The following is a 19,759-nucleotide window of genomic DNA, read 5'->3' on the forward strand; positions in this document are numbered from 1 at the left end:
CCAGCATGTCCGAAACGTGGTGGCGGGGAGCCGCGATCTACCAGGTCTATCTCCGGAGCTTCGCCGACGGCAACGGCGACGGCGTCGGCGACCTCGCGGGACTCCGCGCGCGCCTGCCGTACCTCTCCGACCTGGGCGTCGGCGCGATCTGGCTCAACCCCTGGTACCCGTCGCCGATGGCCGACGGTGGGTACGACGTGGCCGATTACCGTGACATCGAGCCATCGTTCGGCACGCTCGCCGAGGCGGAGGAGTTCATCGCCGAGGCGCATGCCCTGGGCATCAAGACGATCACCGACATCGTCCCCAACCACGGCTCCCACCGGCAGAAGTGGTTCCTGCAGGCGCTGGAGGCCGGGCCGGGCTCCGCCGAGCGGGAGCGCTTCCACTTCCGTGCGGGCCGGGGGGAGAACGGCGAGCTGCCGCCCAACGACTGGCAGTCGATCTTCGGTGGCCCCGCGTGGACCCGGATCGCCGACGGCGAGTGGTACCTGCACCTGTTCGCCCCCGAGCAGCCCGACTTCAACTGGGACAACCCGGAGGTCGTCGAGGAGTTCCACGACGTGCTGCGGTTCTGGTTCGACCGGGGGGTGGACGGCATCCGGATCGACTCGGCCGCCCTGCTGGTCAAGGACATGGACAGCCTGGGAGGCGAGGAGGCCTACACCGACCTCGACGGCGTCCACGAGATCTACCGCGGCTGGCGCAGGGTGGCCGAGGAGTACGAGGACAGGATCCTGATCGGCGAGGTGTGGCTGCCCGACCAGGAGCGGTTCGCCCAGTACCTTCGCCCCGACGAGATGCACACCGCGTTCAACTTCGACTTCCTGGCGTGCACCTGGGACGCGGCCGCGCTGCGCGGGTCGATCGACCTGACCCTGGCCACGCACATCCCGCTGGGCGCGCCCCCCACCTGGGTGCTGTCCAACCACGACGTGACCCGCCCGGTGACCAAGTACGGCAGGGCCGACACCTCCTTCAGCCACGCCGACCGCAAGCACGGCATGCCCTCCGACCCGGTGCTGGGCGAGCGCAGGGCGCGCGCGGCCGCGCTGCTGGCGATGGCGCTGCCCGGCGGCCTCTACGTCTACCAGGGCGAGGAGCTGGGGCTGCCGGAGGTCGAGGACATCCCCGACGACCTGCGCCAGGACCCGATCTGGATCCGCTCGGGCCGCACCGACCGCGGCCGTGACGGCTGCCGGGTGCCGCTGCCGTGGTCGGGCGACGAGCCGCCGTTCGGGTTCGGCGCCGGGCCGACGTGGCTGCCGCAGCCGCTGGAGTGGAAGGCGCTGACGGCCGAGGCGCAGGCCGCCAACCCCACGTCCATGTTCACCCTCTACCGCGCCGGGCTGCACCTGCGCCGCGAGCTGCTCGGCGACGGCACGCTGACCTGGCTGGACGCGCAGGACGAGGTGCTGGCCTTCCGCCGGGAGTCCGGCCTGGTCTGCGTGGTCAACCTCGGCCAGGAGCCGGCCTCCCTGCCCGAGCACGAGTCGGTCCTGCTGGCCAGCGGCCCGCTGGAGGGGAACCTGCTCCCCTCCGACACCGCCGTCTGGCTCCGTACGGCCTGACCCCGCACCCCTCGGGACTCCCGACTCGGGGCCGCCGGCGTCCCGGCGGCCCTGGGCGCCCCTGACCGGCCGGACCCCGTTGGCCCCGGTGATCAGTGTGACGGTCATGGGTTTCACACGGTCCGATCGTCGATGAACTCGTACATCTGATCGAACCTGTGGGCGCTGAGCTCATCGATGTAGCGCGGGTGGAACCCGCGCAGATCACTGTCGGACATCAGATGTCCCTTTCTGTACGGCAGTTGCAGGGCACCGGGTAAGGCGATCCCGGTGCCCTCGAGAAGCCCATGGGAGTCGACCTGCGTCGATTTCCGCATCGATCACTTCAGAAGGGCGTGGACCTGTGGGGACGGAGACGGGTGACCGCGGTCAACGGTCATGCGAAACCGGCCGGGACGGCTCGTGAACGTCGAGAAGCGTCACAGCCCGGCCAGGCTGCGCAGAACGCAGGAGTCGTCGCTTCAAGAATCAGCCGGGCACCTTGACCGAGACGCGGCAGGGGACTCTCCACCGGCAGCGCCTGATGCTCTTGGTGCCGAACCAGGTTGACAAACACAGGCTGTCCGCGAAGGCGGACACCGGGCGGTTCTCAGCAGGGTGGCCAGTTGCGCAGGGCGGCGTCGGCCATGTCCTGGAGTTCGTCGCGGCCGACGCCGCCGGCGGCTTGCACGGCGATGCCGTAGGTCAAGGCGGTGACGTAGCGAGCGAGCAGCGCCGGGCTGGTCCCCGGTGGTAGGTCGCCGTCGTCGACGGCTCGTTCGAACCGTTCCCGGATGCGGGAGTAGCCGCTGTCGCGCCACGCGACGAGGAGGTCGCGGGCTCCGCGGCTGGAGTCGCCGGCGGCCAGGGCGCCTTGGACGCCCAGGCACCCGTTGGGACCGGTCGGGCGGGTGGTGGTTCGGACGGTGCCGGCAAAGATCGCGGTGACGACGCCGAGGGCGGTCGGCTCGTCCAGGGCTCGGGCCAGGTAGGCGCTCGGGCCCTCGGTGTAGCGCTCCAGGGCCTTGCGGAAGAGCTCCTCCTTGTTGCCGAAGGCGGCGTACATGCTGGTGGTGGAGATGCCCATCGCGTCGGTCAGGTTGGCCAGACTGGCCCCCTCGTAGCCCTGCTCCCAGAACATCAGCAGGGCGCGCTCGAGTGCCTCGTCGGCATCGAATCCCCGCGGCCGGCCGATCGGGCGGGGCTTCCCGGTCTCCACTCCCGCAGTCTAACCATTCTGTAGTGATCGATGCAGAATACGCTGACCTCTGCTTCCACCTCGATCGATATCGATGCGGAAGCAGAGGGTACTCCACACGGGACTGCGTGAAGGCAAGACCACTCCGGTCAGCCGATCAGGTCTTCAGGGGCGTCCTTCGTCCTGTCCACGTGAACCGAGCCGTCAGGCGTCGAAGCGCCGGCGGGCGGTCTCGATGTGGCCGAAGTGCTGGTGGGTCCAGCCGCAGATGAGGTCAACCGTCGCGCGCAGGGCCTGGCCCGGCGCGGTGAGGGTGTACTCGACCCGCGGCGGCACCGTGGGATACACCTTCCGCTCGGCCAGGCCGTTGCGCTCCAGCATGCGCAGATTCTGGGTGAGCATCTTGTGGCTGATGCCCTCGACCTCGTCGCGCAGTTCGCTGAAGCGGAGGGTGCGCTCACCGAGAGCCTCGATGATGAGCAGCGCCCACTTGTTGGCGACATCCGAGAAGATCTCCCGCGCCAGGGAGTCCGCGCGCCTCAGGTCCGCTTCGTCGGCCGTGCCCGCGAACTGCTTGGTCACCATGAGGTTCCCCAGTCTCTAAAAAGTGCGTTCTTCCACGTCAGCGCACACTCTCCTATGGTTTCCGAGTAACCGCAAGAGAGCACGGGCGCCCCTCCGGCGCCTCGATCACATAACCGATCAGGAGATCTCGTGACTGTTTCGCTCATCAACCCCGACAGGCATGTCCAGGTCCCGCTCTACCACCACGTCGCGGTGGCGAGGGGGAGCAGGCAGGTTCACATCGCGGGACAGGTCGCCTGGGACGAGAACGGCGAACTCGTGGCACCGGGCGACCTCGCCGGGCAGGTCACCCAGGTCTACCGCAACGTCGCCAAAGCGCTGGACGCGGCCGGAGCGACGTTCCACGACGTCGTCCGCGTCACGTGGTACGCCGCAGGCTGGAAGAGAGAGATGTACGACACCTTCAACGCGGGCGTCGAACAGGCGGCCCGCGAGTTCGACATCGCCACGCCACCGGCCGCGCTGATCGGAGTGGACGTGCTTTTCGAGCCCGGCATCCTCATCGAGGCCGAAGTCACCGCGGTCATCGACTGAAGCGGTCACACCAGGTGCGAGTAGCGGGGACCTGCGACGTCCGGGCGACTTGAGTGTGCCCCCAGGGCATGGTGTTCGCTCATGAGCGCGGCAACCGATTCGACCCCGAGAGGAAACCCTTCCCGATGGATGTGCCAGGACCCGACGATCTCCGAGACGCGACGAGTCGCCCGAACCCCGTGGCCTCGAGCAACCCGGGCCCCTTGATGCAGGAGCGCTCCCGGCCGGCCGTCGACGACTCCCGGCCGTTCGGCGCGCACCTCCGCATGAGCTGGTGGAAGCCGCTCGTGGTCATCATCGTGCCGCCGCTGGTGATGGTGGTCCTGCAGATCCTGCTCTACCAGATCGTCGGCATCGTCGAGGGCAGCGGCGACCCGATGGCGGCCACCTTCACGCCGTTGAAGTTCCTGGCCGTCAACGTCAGCGTGGGCGCGGCCGGTGCGCTGGCGATCGGGCTCCTGGCGTGGACGGCGAAGGTGCCGTGGCGCAGCCTGATCAGCTCACCGCGAGCGTTCGACGCGCGCCGCTTGACGCAGTACCTTCTCGGCGCGGCGCCGCTGCTGGGCGCCGGGATCGGCGTCGTGGCCCTGGTCGCCCCCGACGCTCCGGGCTGGACCGCCTTCGGCGTGAGCGCCACGACGATCGCCATGCTGGTGATCACCCTCCTGACCACTCCGATACAGGCCGCCGGGGAGGAGCTGATGTTCCGAAGCGCCGTGCTGCCCGCCGCCGCATCCTGGGTGCGTGCGGTTCGCCCGGCGCTGGTCGTCGGGCTCGTGGTCTCCAGCCTGGCCTTTGCCGTGGTCCACGGGTCGACCGACCCCTGGCTGTTCGGCTACTACGTCGTGTTCGGCGTCTGCACCGGGCTGATGGCGATCATCAGCAGGGGCGTCGAGGCGCCGGTCGCGTTCCACGTCGCCAACAACGTCGTGGCGACGACCGTCAATACACTGATGGCGGACGGCGAGGCGTTCCCTCTCGACCGATCCACCGACACCGGCGACGCGTCCCTGCTGATCCTCGCCGCCGTCAACGTCGGCATGGTCGTCCTGGTCTGGCTGCGCGAGCGGCGTCGCCGGACCCGCGGAACCGCATGAGGAGGCGGGCAACCCATGACCTGGAGCACTCGTGAGATAGCCGAGCTCGCGGAGACCACGGTGAAGACGGTGCGCTACTACCACGAGATCGGCCTGCTCGACGAGCCTGACCGCGAACCCAATGGCTACAAGCGGTACGAGGTCCACCACCTGACGCGGCTGCTGCAGATCAGGCGACTGACCGGGCTGGGCGTGCCGCTCGCACAGGTGGCCGCGATGGGAACGGACGCCGACGGTCAAGCCTCGATCTTCCGGACCGTCGACGCCGAGCTCGAGGCGACGGTGGAGCGACTCCAGAAGATCCGGCAGGCACTGGCCACGCTGTCCGAGCCGGGCGCGTCAGCGGACGTGCCGACCGGGTTCAGCGGCGTTGCGGAGCACCTGCGCGACAACGATCGCGCCCTCCTCACGATCTACGCCCAACTGTTCTCGGACGAGTCGATGGACGCCGTACGGCGGACCCTCGAGGCACGCCCCAACCTCGCACTCGACGAGGAGTTCCGCGACCTCCCCGAGGACGCCGACGACACCACGAGGCAGGCCCTCGCCGAGCAGATCGCACCGTTCATCGACGGCGCGACCACCGATCACTCGGTCACGTTGGAGCTCAAGGCCTCCGCGCCGCGGCAGGTCCGAGCTGCCCGAACCGCCCTCGGCCGTGCCCTCGAAGCCCTCTACAACCGCGCTCAGATCGACGTGCTACGCCGGGCACAGATGATCAGCACAGCCGGTGGCGATGTACGCTCAGGGCCGCGCGACGGAGTCGGTGGAGGGGAGTAACACCCGGAAGGAATCTCCCTGAGACGCAGCACAGCGTGCCGGCAGAACTCCGCCGCACCGCTCGGTCGATCTCACCGGCGCGCGGGGCGCGGATCACCCGCCGGGGCACTCCAGGGGCGACGCTCGTCGAATTGCCGCCGAGCCTGACGCGGACCGGATCCTCGAAGCCATCGACGGCGAGGAGCCGCAAGCTCGGTCGTTCACGGCGGAGAAGCCGACAGCGGGATCTCGGTGAGGTCGAACGCCTTGGCGCCGCGCTCGCCGTCCCAGATCATCATGTTGCCGTACGTGCGCGCCGTGGCCACCGGCACGGCGGAGAGCTCGTCGACGTCCTGGAGAAGGCGCCGGAAGCGGAAGACGGCCGTCGGGCCGAGCCTGTTCACGACGCCGGTCATCAGCCGCGTGAGATTGAACCTGAACAGCGCCGAGCAGGGCAGCACGCGATGGTTGTCGCGCAGGCGGGAGAAAACCTCCCGGTGTGCCGGATAACGCGCCGAGTAGGCGTCGCACACCCGCTGCGAGAAATAGCCGCGATAGTGGACACCGCGCCGGTCGAAGCCGAGCCTTTCGTCGGAGACGGTGAACTCCCCGGTGCCGTAGGTGCTCGTGAGGAGGATGTCCGCGCGGGGTTCGAGAAAGACGCTCTCGTAGTAGGCGGCCTTTTCCTCCAGGCGTCGCAGGAGTGCCCCGCCCGGGGCGAAGGTGCCTCGCTCCCCGCGCATGTCGAAGATCCACGGGGGCGGGGTCAGGGTGTCCGCCTTGGTGAGGAGGAAGGTCAGCTTGCTCATGACGAGCCGCCGCGTCTCGATCGCGACACCGTCGAGCAGCCCGCTCAGGCACTGCTCGTCGTAGGCGGTGGAGCGGCTGTCGGCGTGGAAGGCCCAGATGACGACGTCGCACTGGACCAGCCTCTCCAGGTACATGGCCAGGTAGGTCTCGTCGGCGGCGGCGGACTCCCCGATTCCCGGCATGTCCCAGAAGGTCAGCATGTGGCCCGAGGCGCCGGGTACCGAGACCGGCTCCGGTCTCCGGGTGACCGGCCGGACGTGACCGACGGCGAGATCGGTGCCGAACAGGCAATTCAGCAGCGAAGTCTTACCTACTCCCGTTTGTCCCATTATTGCCACACTTAGTGGTTTATCTAATTCGGCACTTCTTCCGCGCCGGCCATTCTCTCCGGCCTTTCTCCGCGGGCCGTCGCCCGGCGGGCCGATGGAAAAATCATCGATCTTGGCCATGCGGTCATCTCCTGTGACATCGTTGTCGAGCGCTTCGAGCTGCTTTTCACGCTCCTGTCCACGATGGGGCGGACGACCTTGCGACGACCTTGCAGCCGGAGCCGTCGCCGGAAAACACGAATCGATCCCCCCGGGCGGTGGACGTGGCGAGCTTCGAGATCAGGTTGTTCGGCGCGGTGGACATCGTGATCGACGGGGTGCCGCAGAAGATCAACCCGCAGCTGGCGAAGACGCTGGCGATGCTGGTCTCCGCCCGCGGCCCGATCTCCCCGGCCGCCCTGGCCGCCGGGCTGTCGGAGCCCTCCGCGGACAGGCACGTGGAGGTGGCGCCGCCGGTCTCGCGGCTGCGCGGGCTACTGCGCGGCAGCGGGCTGGACATCCCGCGGGCCAGGCGCTCGCACGTCTACGAGCTGGTCGAGGACGCCCCGGGCCGCCTCGCCGCCACCGTCGACACGCGGAGGTTCGAGGCGTACCTGCGCGACGGGCGGACGCTGCTGGAGAGGGGCGACCTCGCCGCGTCCCTGCGGACGTTGCGGGAGGCCCTCGGGGAGTGGTCCGGCGACCCGTTCGCGTCGCTGGCGGGCGGGTGGATCCCGCCCAGGGTCTGCGAGAGCTACCACGCCCGGCTGCGGGAGCGGCGCCGGGAGCTGATCAGGCTCGTCGCCCGCGTCGCCATCCGGCTCGACCTGCTGGGCGACGCGGCGTTCCTCACCGGCGAGGTCGCCGCCGAAGGGCAGGAGGACAGCGGCCCGCTGTGGCTGCTGCGCTTCCTCATCACCCTGCGCGACGAGGGAGCGGTCACCGCGAGGGAGCTGATCGAGCGGCGCCGCGCGATCTCCCCGGGGGACGACGCGGTGAGCCGGGCGCGGGACCTGCTGGCCCTGCGCGGGCACGGCCTCGGCCGCCCGCCGTCGCCGCCCCCCGCCGCCCGCGGGCACGCCTACGGTCACGGTGGCCCGCGGTCCCTGATCGGCCGCAGGGACGAGGTCCTCCGGCTCTCCGCGCTGGCCGGGCGGCTCGAACGCGGCGAGCCGGTGGCCCTGGCCGTCTGCGGCGTCCCCGGAGTCGGCAAGACCAGGCTGGTGGAGGAGCTGGCCGTGCTCCTGCCCCCGAGGATGCGCATGGTGACCGTCCCGTGCCAGGAGTTCGGCGACCTGCAGCCGTGGCGGGTGCTGGTCGGGACCCTCTGGGAGGACCTGCGGCGCGACCTGGCCGCCCCGGCCGTCCCGCTCGGCGCCGAGGAGCGCGAGACGCTGGAGGGCCTGATGTCGGCGGGCCTGTTCGTCTCGCTCGGCGGGCCCGGCCACGAACGCGATCCGCGGCGGCTGGTCGCCCTCCTGGTCTCCCTGCTGCGCCTGACCGCCGGCGCCGGTCTCCTGGTCGCCTTCGACGACGCCCACCTGCTCCGCTCCGACGCCGAGGAACTGCTGCACAACGTGCGGGAGGCCCTCGGGGAGGCCCCCGTCGGCTTCGTGCTCACCGACCGCTCCGAGCCGTCGCGCCGGCGGGGACGGATGGACGTGCTGGCCCTGTCCCGGCTGGGGGCCGCGGAGGTGGCGGAGTGGCTGGGCGCGGCGTGGGGCCGCGAACCGACGCGCGCCGAGACCTGCAGGGCCGTGGACGAGACCGGGGGGCTGCCGCTGGACCTGTGCCGGATCACCGAGGCCGGTGACCTCCCCCGCGACCGCCCCCGGCACGACACCGCCTCCAGCCCGATGTTCCGCTGGCTCGCCGCGGCGGCCGTCACCGCCCTGGGCAGGGAGATCGACCCCGATCTCGTCGCGGGCATGCTGGAACTCGACACCCGGGAGGCGAACCGCAGGCGCGCGGTGGCCGTGACGGCCGGAACGGTCGTCGACCACCAGGGACTGCGCTTCGGTCACGACACGGCCAGGGAGAGCCTGCTCCAGGAGCTGAGGCGCCATCCGGCACTCGCCATGGAGCTGCACCGCCGGGCGTTCGAAAGCCTGGACGAGCGGATGGCGCGGACGACCGGGGACGGCTGGATCGACCCGGCGCTGCCGGTGCGCGTCGCCGAACACGCCCGCTCCTCGGGAAGCGGGCTGGCCCGGGAACGTGTCGCCGCGGCCTGCCTGGGCGCCGCGCGGGCGCAGCAGCGCGGCTTCGCCACCGAGGGGGCGATCACGTGGGCGCTGGCCGGGCTGGAGCTGCGGTGCGACACCGAGACCCGGACCGGCCTGCTGATCACGCTGGGGGACGCGCGCACCGACGCCGGCGACCTGGAGGAGGCCGAGCGCCTGTACCTGCGGGCCCACCGCGACGGCGAGAGCCTGCCGAGGCTCGCGGCGGTGGCGGCCATCAGGCTGGCGCGCCGCTGGTCGGATCCCGGACAGGCCGACCGGCAGCTGCTGCACGTGCTGAGCGACAGCCTGGAGGCGCTCCGCGACGACACCGGCGAGGAGGCGGTCCCGCTGCGGCTGCAGCTGCGGGCGCATCTCGCCCACAAGCTGACGATGGCGGTCAGCGACAGCCTCGACCCCACGTACGCCGGCCTGCGGCCCGGGGTGGAGCTGGCCCGCGCGACGCTGCGCGAGCTGGAGGAGTCCGGGGCCGGGCCGCTCATCCGCTGCGAGGTGCTGAACGAGTGCAGATGGGGCCTGTACGACTTTGCGCACCCGAAGGAGCTGCTGGGCATCGCCGAGCGGCTCCAGGAGGCGAGCATCCAGGCGGCGTCCGCGCACTTTCGCAGCGAGGCCATGGTCGCCCTCACGATCGACCAGCTGAGGCTGGGCCGCCTAAGAGAGGCCGCCGCCACCGTGGCCGGTCACCGCAGGCACGTCGCGCGCAACCACCGGGTCTTCGGCCCCTGGCTGCAGACCACCCTCGACACGCTGATGGACGTGTGGCACGGGGAGTTCGGCCGCGCCGAGGAGCGCGTCCTGGCCGAGTGGGAGCAGCTCGGCAAGGAGGGCGAGAGCGGGGGAGTGGCCGCCGACACCCTGCGGCAGACCCTGATCGGGCAGCACTACTGGCTGCTGCGTGAGCAGGGAAGGCTGGGAGAGCTCTTCGGCTCCGGGCTCGCCAGGCAGGTGGTGGAGTACGAGTACTTCCCGATCTGGCGCGCGGCGCTCATCCTGGCGCTCTGCGAGATCGGCGGGCACGAGGACGCGAGGGACCGGCTGAGGGCGTTCTTCCGTGAGACCTCCGATCTCGGCGCGCTGCCGCCCGACGGGTGGTCGGTTCCGACGCTGGCCCTGCTGGCCGAGTCGTGCGCGCTCCTCATCGAGGCGGGCCACGGCGATCCCGAGCTGTCGCGGTGCGGCGCCCTCGTGCGAGAGCGGTTGTCGGCCCATCGGGGGCAGATCGCGCTCGCCGGGTGGCCCACGATCCTGCTGGGGCCGACGGACCGCTATCTCGGGCTGCTCGCGCTGGCCGAGGGGGACGCCGAGGAGGCGCTGCGGTGCTTCGACGAGGCGCTCCCGCTCGCCGGCGCCGCCTCACCGCTGATCGCGCACCTCCACCTCGACCGTGCCAGGGCGCTGCGCCTGCGGGACGGCGCGGGCGCCTCGGGGGTCCTCTTCGGAGACGCCTTCGGAGGCTCCGAAGAGGATTCCGCCCGCCTGCTCCGCCGCGCGCTGCGCCTGGCCGAGCGCCTGGGCATGGCCGGGGTCGCCGCCCGGGCCCTGTCGCTGCTGTGACCTCCTACGACTCGGGATCGCGCGCGAGCACCGACCGCCCGCCGTCGACGGGCACGGTCGCGCCGGTGACGAAGCCGGCGTCGTCGGAGAGCAGGTGGGCGATCACGGCCGCGACCTCCCGGGGCCGCGCCACCCTGCCCAGCGGGTGCGACAGCGCCATCTCCCGCTCGATACGGGCCGCGCCGGCAGGCCCCTGGGCGCCGAGGAACTCCGCGTAGCGCTCGGTGTCCACCGAGCCCGGCGCCACGGCGTTGACGCGGATGCCGCGCGGGCCGTACTCGACCGCGAGCGCACGGGTCATCCCCTCGACGGCCGCCTTGGCGGTGACGTACGGCAGGCAGCCGGGGACCGCCTGCCGCGCCTGGTGCGAGGAGACGTTGACGATCGCGCCCGGGGTTCCCGCCGCGAGGAAGCGGCGGACCGCGGTCGCGCACCCGACGACGGCGGCGTTCAGGTTGGCCGCGATGAGATCCAGCACCTGTCCGGTCGTGGCGGAGTGGAGGGAGGCGTCCCGGAACACGGCGGCGTTGTTGACCCAGCCGGAGAGGGGGCCCGCGGCCCGCGCGAGCTCGGCGGCCCGCTCCGCCACGGTCTCGTCGGCCGCGTCACCGGCGACACCGGCCAGGCGTGCGCCGGCGGGGTGGCCGTCCAGCCAGGTCAGGGCCGCCGGGTCGCGCTCGACGGCGACGACGGCGCCGCCGTCGCCGAGCAGGCGCTCGACCACCGCCCTGCCGATGCCGCGACCCCCTCCCGTCACCACGTACGAACGGCTCATGCTCTTCCCCTCCCGCCGACGCGCTCCCGCCCGCCGCGACGCGGACCGGTGTTCCTCTCCCGCCCGGACGCAGGGCTGTTCCCTCCCCATGAGACGTGATCGTCCGCGAAAATGTCAACTACTTCTATCGAAGCACTTCGATAGCTTCGGGCGCTTGATACGATTCCTGCCGGCGGCGAGACCGCGCTTTCGGAAGGAGGGCCGCATGGCGACACGGACGACCATCTACGACGTCGCCGCCGCGGCGGGCGTCAGCATCTCCACCGTGTCGCTGGTCCTCAACTCCCCGGCCCGGGTCAGCCAGGCGACCAGGCACAAGGTCCTCGCGGCGGCGGACGCGCTCGGCTTCGTCCCCAAGCAGGACGCGGTCGCCAAGGCGCGGCGCGGCGTGGGGCGCGTCGGTGTCATCGCGCCGTTCACCTCGTACCCGTCCGTCGCCCGGCGCCTGAACGGCATCCTGCGAGCCGTCGGCCACCGGCCCCTGGAGGTCGTCCTGTTCGACCAGGAGTCGGCCGCGCAGAGCTCCTCGCCGTTACTCGCCAGCCTGCCCGTCACCGGCCGCCTGGACGGGCTCATCGTCGTCAGCCTCTCCCTCGACGAGGCGGTGGCCGACCGTCTGACCGACCTGCGGCTACCCGCGGTCCTGGTGGACGTCCGCCATCCCCGCTTCGACTCCGTGCACACCGACGACGCCACCGGCGGCCGGCTCGTCGCCGAGCATCTGATCAGCCGTGGTCACCGCCGATTCGGCTTCCTCGGTGAGGCGCAGAGATCCGGGCTGTACGTCTCGCCGTCCCAGCGACGGCTGGCGGGCTACCGCGCGGCCCTGGCCGAGGCCGGCCACCCCCTCGCCGACGCCGACGTGCGGCTGACCGCGCACGGCGTCGCGCCGGCCCGCGCCGCCGCCGGGAAGCTGTTGTCGGCACCGGACCGCCCGTCCGCGGTCTTCGCCGCCGACGACACCCTCGCGGCCGGAACTCTGAGGGCCGCCCACGACCTCGGCCTCGCCGTCCCCGGCGACCTGGCGGTGGTCGGCTTCGACGACAGCGACCTGGCCGACGCCCTTGATCTCACCACCGTGCGCCAGCCCCTGGAGGAGTCCGGGCACGCCGCGATGGAACTGCTCATCCAACGACTCGACCGGCCCGGGACCGCCCGCGAGGTGGCGCTGAGGCTGCGACTGGTCCCACGCGGCACGAGCTGACCCGGGCCCCTCGTCCGGCCGCCGGAGGGCCCCCACACCCTAAAGATCATTTTTTGGCGTACGGTCTCGTTCCGATGTACCTTGCAAGCCGTGTCACCGGGGGTACGTCTCCACCGGGTGAGCACCTCGCCGGGCGATCTTCCCCCGGGTTGGTAACCATGACTGCTGTAACCGTGGTCACCAGCCTCGAGGAGCGCTTCGTGGAAGGCCTCCCACTCGGGTCCGCGTCACCCGGGGCAAAGTAACTCTGGGTGACGATGGAGACGGGGGTGCTCTGCTGACCGTGGCCCCAGCTCCTAGGTAGATCACCCTGTCAGTGGCTGCTGAGAGGGCGCCAAGGTGGCCGCTTCCGGTCGTGTTATTGGCGCGAGAGTGCGCGAGTGAGGCCTGCCAGGATGGTCGTTGCGAGGGTCCACCCTGCAGTGATCATCGTGGCGGCGAGCCACTGTTGTGCGCCGCGCGGGCCGAAGGCCGTCTCTTGTCCGAAGCTGATGATCGGGAGGAGCAGGTCCAGGGTGTAGAGGAAGGCGTTGAAGGGGGGAGCCTCGCCTGGCTTGAAGGCCGGTGGCTGGTGGGCGGTGAAAACGACCGTGCCGATAAGGAGAAGGGCTGCGAGCCAGAGCGCGGCGCGGAAGGGTCGGTAGCCGTACCCGACGGTCCAGTCCTGCACATATCCCCACAGCCGCGCCCCGAGCCGTCGCCCCGTGCGGCGGCGACGCTGTTTGGCCAGCAGCACGTCCCGAGCAGCCTCATCGTGACCCTGCCGGCGGTAGACGGCGGCCAACTGCTCATAGGGTTGAGGTTGGTAGGCCTCCCTGGCCAGCCAGTCAAGTCGCTCCTGGACAGGCAGGGGAGCCTCCAGGCCGTCATAGGTGAAGCCGTTCATCAGGACGTGAGCAGGCCACCGGCTGGGAGCGTCATCGAGCACGCCGACCCGACTGTGGCGAAGGTCGACGGCCCGCAGCAGTTCCGTCTGGGGCCCGATCTTCAGCGAAGCCGCTTCCACACCACGAAGGTGAAGGTCACCGTCGATGGTGGTCTCCGCAAGGCACAGTGTGGCGGCGATCCGGGAGTTCCTGATCGAGACGTCTCCCGTGGCCGCGAAGCCTTCGCAGCAGTCGATGCCCCCGCCCGCGATCACCTCCCATAGGGACAGAACCCGCCCGCCGGGATTGCTGAGGGCGGCACCGTGAAACTCCAAGCTGCCCTCGATCCGGGCGTTGATGAGCACGATCTCCCCGTCGGCACGGAAGCCTTCGCTGCAGCTGAGCCTGCCGGTGACCCCCAGCCGACGCAGGGAAAGCGCCGTCGCACCCGGGTTGGACAACGTCCCGCCGTCGAGGTTGACCGATCCGCGGACCTGGGTGGAGTCCAGAAAGACCTCTCCGTTCGCCACAAAACCTGGGGTGAGTCGCAGTCCGCTGCCGATCTCCATCAGCGGCGCGTTCAGCGCGCGTCTTCCCGGATTGGCGAGGCTCGCCTGCGCGAAACGGAGCGAGCCGGCCACGCGGGCTCCGCGCAGAAGGACCTCACCTTCGGCCGAGAAGCCGTCATCGATGCGCAGCCCGCCCTCGACGCTGAGTCTCTCCGCGTTCAGGGCGATGCCGTCCGGGTTGGACAGCTGGGCTCCGCTGAAGACGCACCGGCGCCCTATCCGGGCGTCCTGCACGCTCAGCTCCCCCCAGGAGCGGAAACCGCGGGCACACGACAACCCGCCGTCGATGACGACCCCCTCGGCGGTGAGGCTGAAGCCGCCTGACCGCCCGACCCGCGCGCCATCGAGGGTCATCGTCCCGCCGATCCTGGCGCCGACAACACGTAACTCACCGTCGATGACGGCGTTCGCGCACAGAAGATCACGGTCGACGATCAGGCCGTCGGCATGGACAGCCTGAAGTGCGTGGATCGCTGCGCCGCTGAGATTCAGTGTCCCGGACACATGGGCCCCGGCGAGCTGGATCGGGCCGGCCATCTCGCAGCCTTCCAGGCGCAGTGCCCCGCCGATCACAGCGTCTACAGCCTGCAGTCCGGGTGCCCGGGAGGCCGCGAGGTCCACCAGGCCGGTGCGGGCTCCGGTGAAGACCGGCGCTTCCTCGAACTCGCACTTGGTCAAGATCAGAGGGTGCTGTACCTCGGCGTACGACAGGTCCAGTCGGCCCGCGATCCGGGCGCCGGACAGGTGCACGCCGGGCGTCTGCCCTGCAAGGCGTTCCCGGGCGCCGAGCAACATCCTTGCGATGATCGCAGCCCGAACGGGGGTGCCAGGAAGATCCACAGGACGCGCTGTGGGAAACGCCTCCCAGAGGGCGAGTTCCGGCTCGGACAGATCCTCGATGATCACAGGGCACTCCTGGAAGGTCGCACGCGTCGGTAAGGAGAGCCTCCAAGGTCACCACCTGTCTTGGCAACCTTCATGCCCGGCCCATCCCTTGGATCGCAAAGTGCGCGATTCGCAGAAATGACCAGTTCTGCGAGACGACGAACACCGGCGACGCGCGTCCTGTTTGTCGCTGACCGTCGTTCTCGGAACCTCTCGCCAAAATGGTGGTCCCAGTAGGTTCTGCGACATGAGCGAGCCTGCCGATCCAGCTGCTGCCGTCGAGGCCTTCGACTGCCCCATGTGCGAGGCGCCGGCGGGCAGCGCCTGCCGGACCCGAGGCGGCAAGGTCGCACCGAAGTACCACACGCCCCGCTTCATGCTGGTGTCCTCGCTGCGCGCGGAGCTCGAGGTCCGTACCCCGGCCGGGCGCGGACCTGGCCGCCGGTGGCAGGCGGGCCCGATGGTCGACGCCGCGGTGGTGCCGGTGGCCTCGGTTCGCCCGACCCGGGTCGGTTACGCCCGATGCAGCACCGCGCAGCAGGAGCTGGACAGCACCGTCTCCCTCCTGCTGCCCTGAGGTCGTGGTTTATTGATCTACTTTGTAAAGGGCGAGGTCCTGAGCGCCCTGGCCGCCAGGGCAACAAAAAGGGCCAGCAGGGCGGGGATGGCCAGCGCGCGGGGCAGGCCGATCAGCTCGGCGGCGCCACCGATCAGCACGGGCCCGCTGAGGAATCCCACGTAGCCCAGGCTCGCCACCCGGGCCAGTGCCTTCCCGGCCCGGGCCGGGTCACGCCGGCCCGCCGCGGAGAAGACCTGCGGGACGATGCAGGACAGGCCGGCCCCGAAACAGCCGAAACCGATCACCGCGGCGATCTGGTGGCCGGCGAGCAGGCCCAGGCCGAGCCCGCAGGCGGCCAGCGCCCCGCACGCGCGCACCAGGTTGACCGGCCCCAGCAGGGTGGCCAGCCTGTCGCCGGCGAGGCGGCCCGCGGTCATCATGATCGAGAAGGCGGCGTAGGCGGCGGCGGCGAACCCGTCGGAGCTGTTGAGGCTCTCGCTCAGGTAGACCGAGCTCCAGTCGGCCGCGGCCCCTTCGCCGAGCATGCAGCAGAAGGCCAGGACGCCCAGCAGCAGCACCCCGCCGCCCCCGCCGGTCGCCGGCCCGGTCCCGGTGGGGGCGGCGTGCGCGGTCAGGGACAGCGCCCAGCGGGCGGCCCAGAGCGCGAGCGCGACGATCACGACGGCGACCGCGGTGAACGTCACCCCCGGGCTGAGGCCGGCCTGGGCGAGCAGCCCTCCGGCGGTGGCGCCGAGGAAGCCGCCGATGCTGAACACGGCGTGGAAGGACGACATGATCGGACGGCCGGTGGCCTGCTCGATCTCGACGGCGTTGGCGTTCATCGCCACGTCCAGCGTGCCGTGCACCGCCCCGAAGACGAACAGCGCGACGGCCAGGACGGCCAGGTTCGGCACGAAGGCGGGCAGGGTCAGCGCGAGGGCCTGGGCGAAGGCCATCGGCAGCATCACCTTGACGCTGCCGTGGCGGTCGACCAGGCGGCCGACCACCTGCATGCCGGCGATCGCCCCGGCGGCGATGCCGAGCAGCCCGAGGCTGAGCTCGCCCTCGCTCAGCCCCAGCCCCTGTTTGATCGACGGGATGCGTGCCGTCCAGGTGCCGATGGACATGCCAGAGAGCAGGAAGAGCAGGTAGACCGCCACCCGGCCGCGTAGCAGCGCGGCCCGGTCGAGGGGGACGACGTGCATGGGGGAGGACTCCAGTCAGAAGGGGCGGATCAGGGAGGGCGGGCGAACCCCGCGCGTCCAGCACGGCCGCCGGGCGGATTCCGGCCGGACGCCGCGCTCGGACGCCGCGAACCAGGTGGTGTGGCTCAGACGGTGCGGACGACGACGCCTGCCGCGATCATGGCGTCGTGCTCGGCGGGGGGCAGTGCCGTGTCGGTGACGACCATGTCGAGGCGGTCCAGCGGGCAGACCGCGCCGAACGCGGTGCGGGTGAACTTGCCGGAGTCGGTGGCCACGATCACGCGCCGGGCGGAGGCGATCGCCGCCTGTTTGACGGCGACCTCGGAGAGGTCGTGGGCGGTGAGGCCGTGCTCGGCGGACAGGCCGCAGCAGCCGATGACCGCGGTGTCGAAGCGCAGGGACCGGATGGCGTTCTCGGTCAGCGGGCCGGCGAAGTTCAGCTCGCCGGGGCGGACCTCGCCCCCGGGGAGCACCAGGCGGATCCGGGAGGCCGCGCTGAGCTCGGTGGCCGACTGCAGGCAGAGCGGCAGGACCGTCAGGCGGCGGTCGCGGATCACGCGCGCGATCTCCAGGGAGGTGGTGCCGCTGTCGAGCAGCACGGCCTCCCCGTCGGCGAGCAGGGCCGCGACCTCGGCGGCGATCCGCCGCTTGGCCTCCACGGCCTCGCGCTCGCGCACCCCGAAGGGCGGCTCGTCCCCGCGCAGCAGCAGGCTCACCGCGCCGCCCCTGACCCGCCTGACCACGCCCTGCTGGGCGAGCTCGTCGAGGTCGCGGCGGATGGTCATCTCCGACACGGCGTGCTCGACCGCCAGCTCCGCGACCGAGACCGCGTCGCTGGCCCGCAGCGCCGACATGATCGCGCGAATACGATTGTTGCTCTCCACATGTTCATTTGAACATGAGGTGTGTGAGGTTGGCAAACGTGCGGGACAATGGCCGTCATGCGCGCGAGTCGGCTGCTCTCACTCCTGCTGCTCCTGCAGACCCGGGGGCGGATGACGGCCACCGAGCTGGCCGGGGAGCTGGAGGTCTCCGTCCGCACGGTCTACCGCGACGTGGAGGCGCTGTCGTCGGCCGGGGTGCCGGTCTACGCCGACCGCGGCCCCGCCGGCGGATACCGCCTGCTGGACGGCTATCGCACCCGGCTCAACGGCCTGACCGCCGCGGAGGCGTCCTCGCTGTTCCTGGCCGGGCTGCCCGGTCCCGCCGCCGACCTGGGGCTGGCCGAGGTCGCGGCCAACGCCGAGCTGAAGATGCTCGCCGCGCTTCCTCCCGAGCCGCGCTTCCACGCCGCCCGGATGCGCGAGCGCTTCCACCTGGACGTCCCCGGCTGGTACCGCGACGCCGACCCGGCCCCCTTCCTCGGGGAGGTCTCCGAAGCGGTGTGGGAGCAGCGGCCGCTGCGGATGACCTACCGGCGCTGGGGCCCCCGCGACGTCGAGCGGCTGGCCCACCCGTACGGGCTGGTCCTCAAGGGCGGGGCGTGGTACATGGTGGCGGTCGCCGGCGAGGGAGGGCCGCGCACCTACCGGGTGTCGCGGATCGTGAGCGCCGAACTCGCGCCGGGGCACTTCGAGCGTCCCGCCGACTTCGACCTGCCCGTCTTCTGGCGGGAGTACGCCGCCGACTTCCGCGAGCGGATGCACACCGGCGAGGCCGTGGTGCGGATGGCGCCAGGCACCGAGGGGATGCTGGGCCACACGGTGGGCGCCGAGGTCGCCGAGGCCGCGCTCGCCGAGGCGGGGCCGCCCGACGAGCACGGCTGGGTCGTGCTGCGCCTGCCGACCGAGTCCACCCGGCACGCCCACTGGCAGCTGCTGCGCCTGGGCGCCGACATCGAGGTGCTGGAGCCGCCCGAGCTGCGCGAGCAGATGGCCGCCACCGTCGCCGGCCTCGCCGCGCTGTACGGAACGGGCCCGGGCTCCGGCTGACACCGGCCTGTCTCGCGTGCTCCCGGGCCCGGTGGCGCGGGCCGTGTCCGTGGTTAATCGATTGCGGACACCCGGGGGCGGCCGCGACGATGGCGGGATGTCCCTTCTCACCTCGGGCGATGCTCGTTCTCCGGTGGTCCGATGACGCTCGCCCACGACGACGGGGGAGTGGGCGAGCCGGTGGTGCTGCTGCACTCCAGTGCCGCCGACTCGCGGATGTGGGACCCGCAGTGGGAGGCGCTGACCGCCCGCTTCCGGGTGATCCGGCCAGACCTGCGAGGTCACGGCCGCACGCCGTACGCCTCCGAGACCCCCTACTCCGACTCCGGTGACGTGGCGGACCTGCTCGCCGCGCTCGCGGTGGAAAGAGCCGCGCTGGTCGGCTCCTCCTACGGGGGCCGGGTCGCGCTGGAGGTGGCCACCGCCCATCCGGCGCTGGTCTCCCGGCTGGTGCTGCTCAATCCGGGCTGCGGGCTGGAGCCCACCCCCGACCTCGCCGCGTTCGGCGAGGAGGAGGACCGGCTGCTGGAGGCGGGGGAGGTCGAGGCCGCCGTCGAGCTCAACGCCCGCACCTGGCTCGGCCCCGAGGCCGACGGGGAGACCCGCGCCCGGCAGATGGCCATGCAGCGCCACGCCTTCGAGGTCCAGCTCGCCGCCGACCCCGAGCCGTCACAGCTGGAGGGGAGGATCGACCTGTCCAGGGTGACCATGCCCACGCTGGTGGTCAGCGGCGCCCACGACCTGCCCTACTTCCAGATGACGGCCCGCCGTCTGGCCCGGGAGCTGGCCTCGGTGACGGCGGTGCACCTGGAGTGGGCCGGGCACCTGCCGAGCATGGAGCGGCCGGGGGAGATCACCGCACTGATCCTCGAACACCTCACCTGATCCGCGTCGCGGGGCGAACCTCCTCAAGGCACCCCCGAAGGCGTTGAAACGCCATGCGCCTCGGCCTGACCTCTCGGACGTCGACCGGCCGGCGGCGCGCCGGCCGGGGCCTGTTCCCGGCCGGACCGTCCGGCACGGCCGAGCGGGTGCGGGAGATCGGCGACGACCGACGTTCCCGGCGTCCCGCCGCCATCCGCGCGGCCTCCAAGGGTTGCGGAAACACCCGGATGAAAGGTGGA

The 19,759-nt window shown here is 71.4% G+C and carries 16 protein-coding genes; 9 read left to right on the forward strand and 7 right to left on the reverse strand.

Translation table 11 applies throughout. The annotated features are described in order from the left end of the window. Nucleotides 1-5: 5 nt before the first annotated feature. Complete coding sequence (locus ACVCAG_RS11620) at nucleotides 6-1,571, forward strand: alpha-amylase family glycosyl hydrolase (protein ID WP_440083337.1); 1,566 nt, start codon at nucleotides 6-8, stop codon at nucleotides 1,569-1,571. Between the two features lie 589 nt (nucleotides 1,572-2,160). Here ACVCAG_RS11620 and ACVCAG_RS11625 read toward each other — a convergent pair. Continuing rightward, a complete protein-coding gene (locus ACVCAG_RS11625) occupies nucleotides 2,161-2,769 on the reverse strand; it encodes a TetR family transcriptional regulator (RefSeq protein ID WP_440083338.1) in 609 nt (202 codons plus the stop codon). A gap of 183 nt (nucleotides 2,770-2,952) precedes the next feature. After that, entirely contained in the window at nucleotides 2,953-3,333 is a 381-nt protein-coding gene (locus tag ACVCAG_RS11630) for a winged helix-turn-helix transcriptional regulator (RefSeq protein WP_440083339.1), read from the reverse strand. Between the two features lie 129 nt (nucleotides 3,334-3,462). On the opposite strand from ACVCAG_RS11630, the gene ACVCAG_RS11635 reads away from it, so the two are divergent. The 3 genes from ACVCAG_RS11635 to ACVCAG_RS11645 all read left to right on the forward strand — a co-directional run bounded on the left by ACVCAG_RS11635 (nucleotide 3,463) and on the right by ACVCAG_RS11645 (nucleotide 5,744). Then, on the forward strand, nucleotides 3,463-3,867 hold the full coding sequence (locus ACVCAG_RS11635) for a RidA family protein (protein ID WP_440083341.1): 405 nt from the start codon (nucleotides 3,463-3,465) through the stop codon (nucleotides 3,865-3,867). 206 nt (nucleotides 3,868-4,073) lie between these two features. Further along, on the forward strand, nucleotides 4,074-4,964 hold the full coding sequence (locus ACVCAG_RS11640) for a CPBP family glutamic-type intramembrane protease (protein WP_440083492.1): 891 nt from the start codon (nucleotides 4,074-4,076) through the stop codon (nucleotides 4,962-4,964). A gap of 15 nt (nucleotides 4,965-4,979) precedes the next feature. After that, entirely contained in the window at nucleotides 4,980-5,744 is a 765-nt protein-coding gene (locus ACVCAG_RS11645) for a MerR family transcriptional regulator (protein ID WP_440083342.1), read from the forward strand. Between the two features lie 200 nt (nucleotides 5,745-5,944). Here the strand turns inward: ACVCAG_RS11645 and ACVCAG_RS11650 are convergent, their stop codons facing one another. Continuing rightward, the gene (locus ACVCAG_RS11650; RefSeq protein ID WP_440083343.1) at nucleotides 5,945-6,982 is read right to left on the reverse strand and encodes a GTPase; all 1,038 of its coding nucleotides are present in this window, start codon (nucleotides 6,980-6,982) and stop codon (nucleotides 5,945-5,947) included. 137 nt (nucleotides 6,983-7,119) lie between these two features. Between ACVCAG_RS11650 and ACVCAG_RS11655 the strand changes: the two genes are divergently transcribed. Continuing rightward, nucleotides 7,120-10,641: an AAA family ATPase gene (locus ACVCAG_RS11655; RefSeq protein WP_440083344.1), complete on the forward strand. Its 3,522-nt coding sequence runs from the start codon at nucleotides 7,120-7,122 to the stop codon at nucleotides 10,639-10,641. Between the two features lie 4 nt (nucleotides 10,642-10,645). Here the strand turns inward: ACVCAG_RS11655 and ACVCAG_RS11660 are convergent, their stop codons facing one another. Next, nucleotides 10,646-11,416, reverse strand: coding sequence for an SDR family oxidoreductase (locus ACVCAG_RS11660; protein WP_440083345.1), 771 nt, complete (start codon nucleotides 11,414-11,416; stop codon nucleotides 10,646-10,648). A gap of 205 nt (nucleotides 11,417-11,621) precedes the next feature. Between ACVCAG_RS11660 and ACVCAG_RS11665 the strand changes: the two genes are divergently transcribed. After that, nucleotides 11,622-12,620 carry a substrate-binding domain-containing protein gene (locus ACVCAG_RS11665; protein ID WP_440083346.1) on the forward strand — a complete coding sequence of 333 codons (999 nt, stop codon included), beginning with the start codon at nucleotides 11,622-11,624 and terminating at the stop codon, nucleotides 12,618-12,620. 358 nt (nucleotides 12,621-12,978) lie between these two features. Here the strand turns inward: ACVCAG_RS11665 and ACVCAG_RS11670 are convergent, their stop codons facing one another. Beyond that, nucleotides 12,979-14,961, reverse strand: coding sequence for a hypothetical protein (locus ACVCAG_RS11670; protein ID WP_440083347.1), 1,983 nt, complete (start codon nucleotides 14,959-14,961; stop codon nucleotides 12,979-12,981). A 226-nt stretch (nucleotides 14,962-15,187) separates the two neighbouring features. Here ACVCAG_RS11670 and ACVCAG_RS11675 point away from each other — a divergent pair, with 226 nt between their 5' ends. After that, nucleotides 15,188-15,517 carry a zinc finger domain-containing protein gene (locus ACVCAG_RS11675; protein ID WP_440083348.1) on the forward strand — a complete coding sequence of 110 codons (330 nt, stop codon included), beginning with the start codon at nucleotides 15,188-15,190 and terminating at the stop codon, nucleotides 15,515-15,517. 17 nt (nucleotides 15,518-15,534) lie between these two features. On the opposite strand, the gene ACVCAG_RS11680 is transcribed toward ACVCAG_RS11675, so the two are convergent. Beyond that, nucleotides 15,535-16,704 carry an MFS transporter gene (locus tag ACVCAG_RS11680; protein ID WP_440083350.1) on the reverse strand — a complete coding sequence of 390 codons (1,170 nt, stop codon included), beginning with the start codon at nucleotides 16,702-16,704 and terminating at the stop codon, nucleotides 15,535-15,537. A gap of 125 nt (nucleotides 16,705-16,829) precedes the next feature. After that, nucleotides 16,830-17,588, reverse strand: a complete 759-nt coding sequence (locus ACVCAG_RS11685) for a DeoR family transcriptional regulator (RefSeq protein ID WP_440083351.1) — start codon at nucleotides 17,586-17,588, stop codon at nucleotides 16,830-16,832. Nucleotides 17,589-17,645: 57 nt separating this feature from the next. Between ACVCAG_RS11685 and ACVCAG_RS11690 the strand changes: the two genes are divergently transcribed. After that, entirely contained in the window at nucleotides 17,646-18,635 is a 990-nt protein-coding gene (locus ACVCAG_RS11690) for a WYL domain-containing protein (RefSeq protein ID WP_440083352.1), read from the forward strand. A gap of 141 nt (nucleotides 18,636-18,776) precedes the next feature. Beyond that, entirely contained in the window at nucleotides 18,777-19,520 is a 744-nt protein-coding gene (locus tag ACVCAG_RS11695; protein ID WP_440083353.1) for an alpha/beta fold hydrolase, read from the forward strand. The last annotated feature ends 239 nt before the right edge of the window (nucleotides 19,521-19,759 follow it).

The organism is Streptosporangium sp. G12, assembly GCF_052983175.1.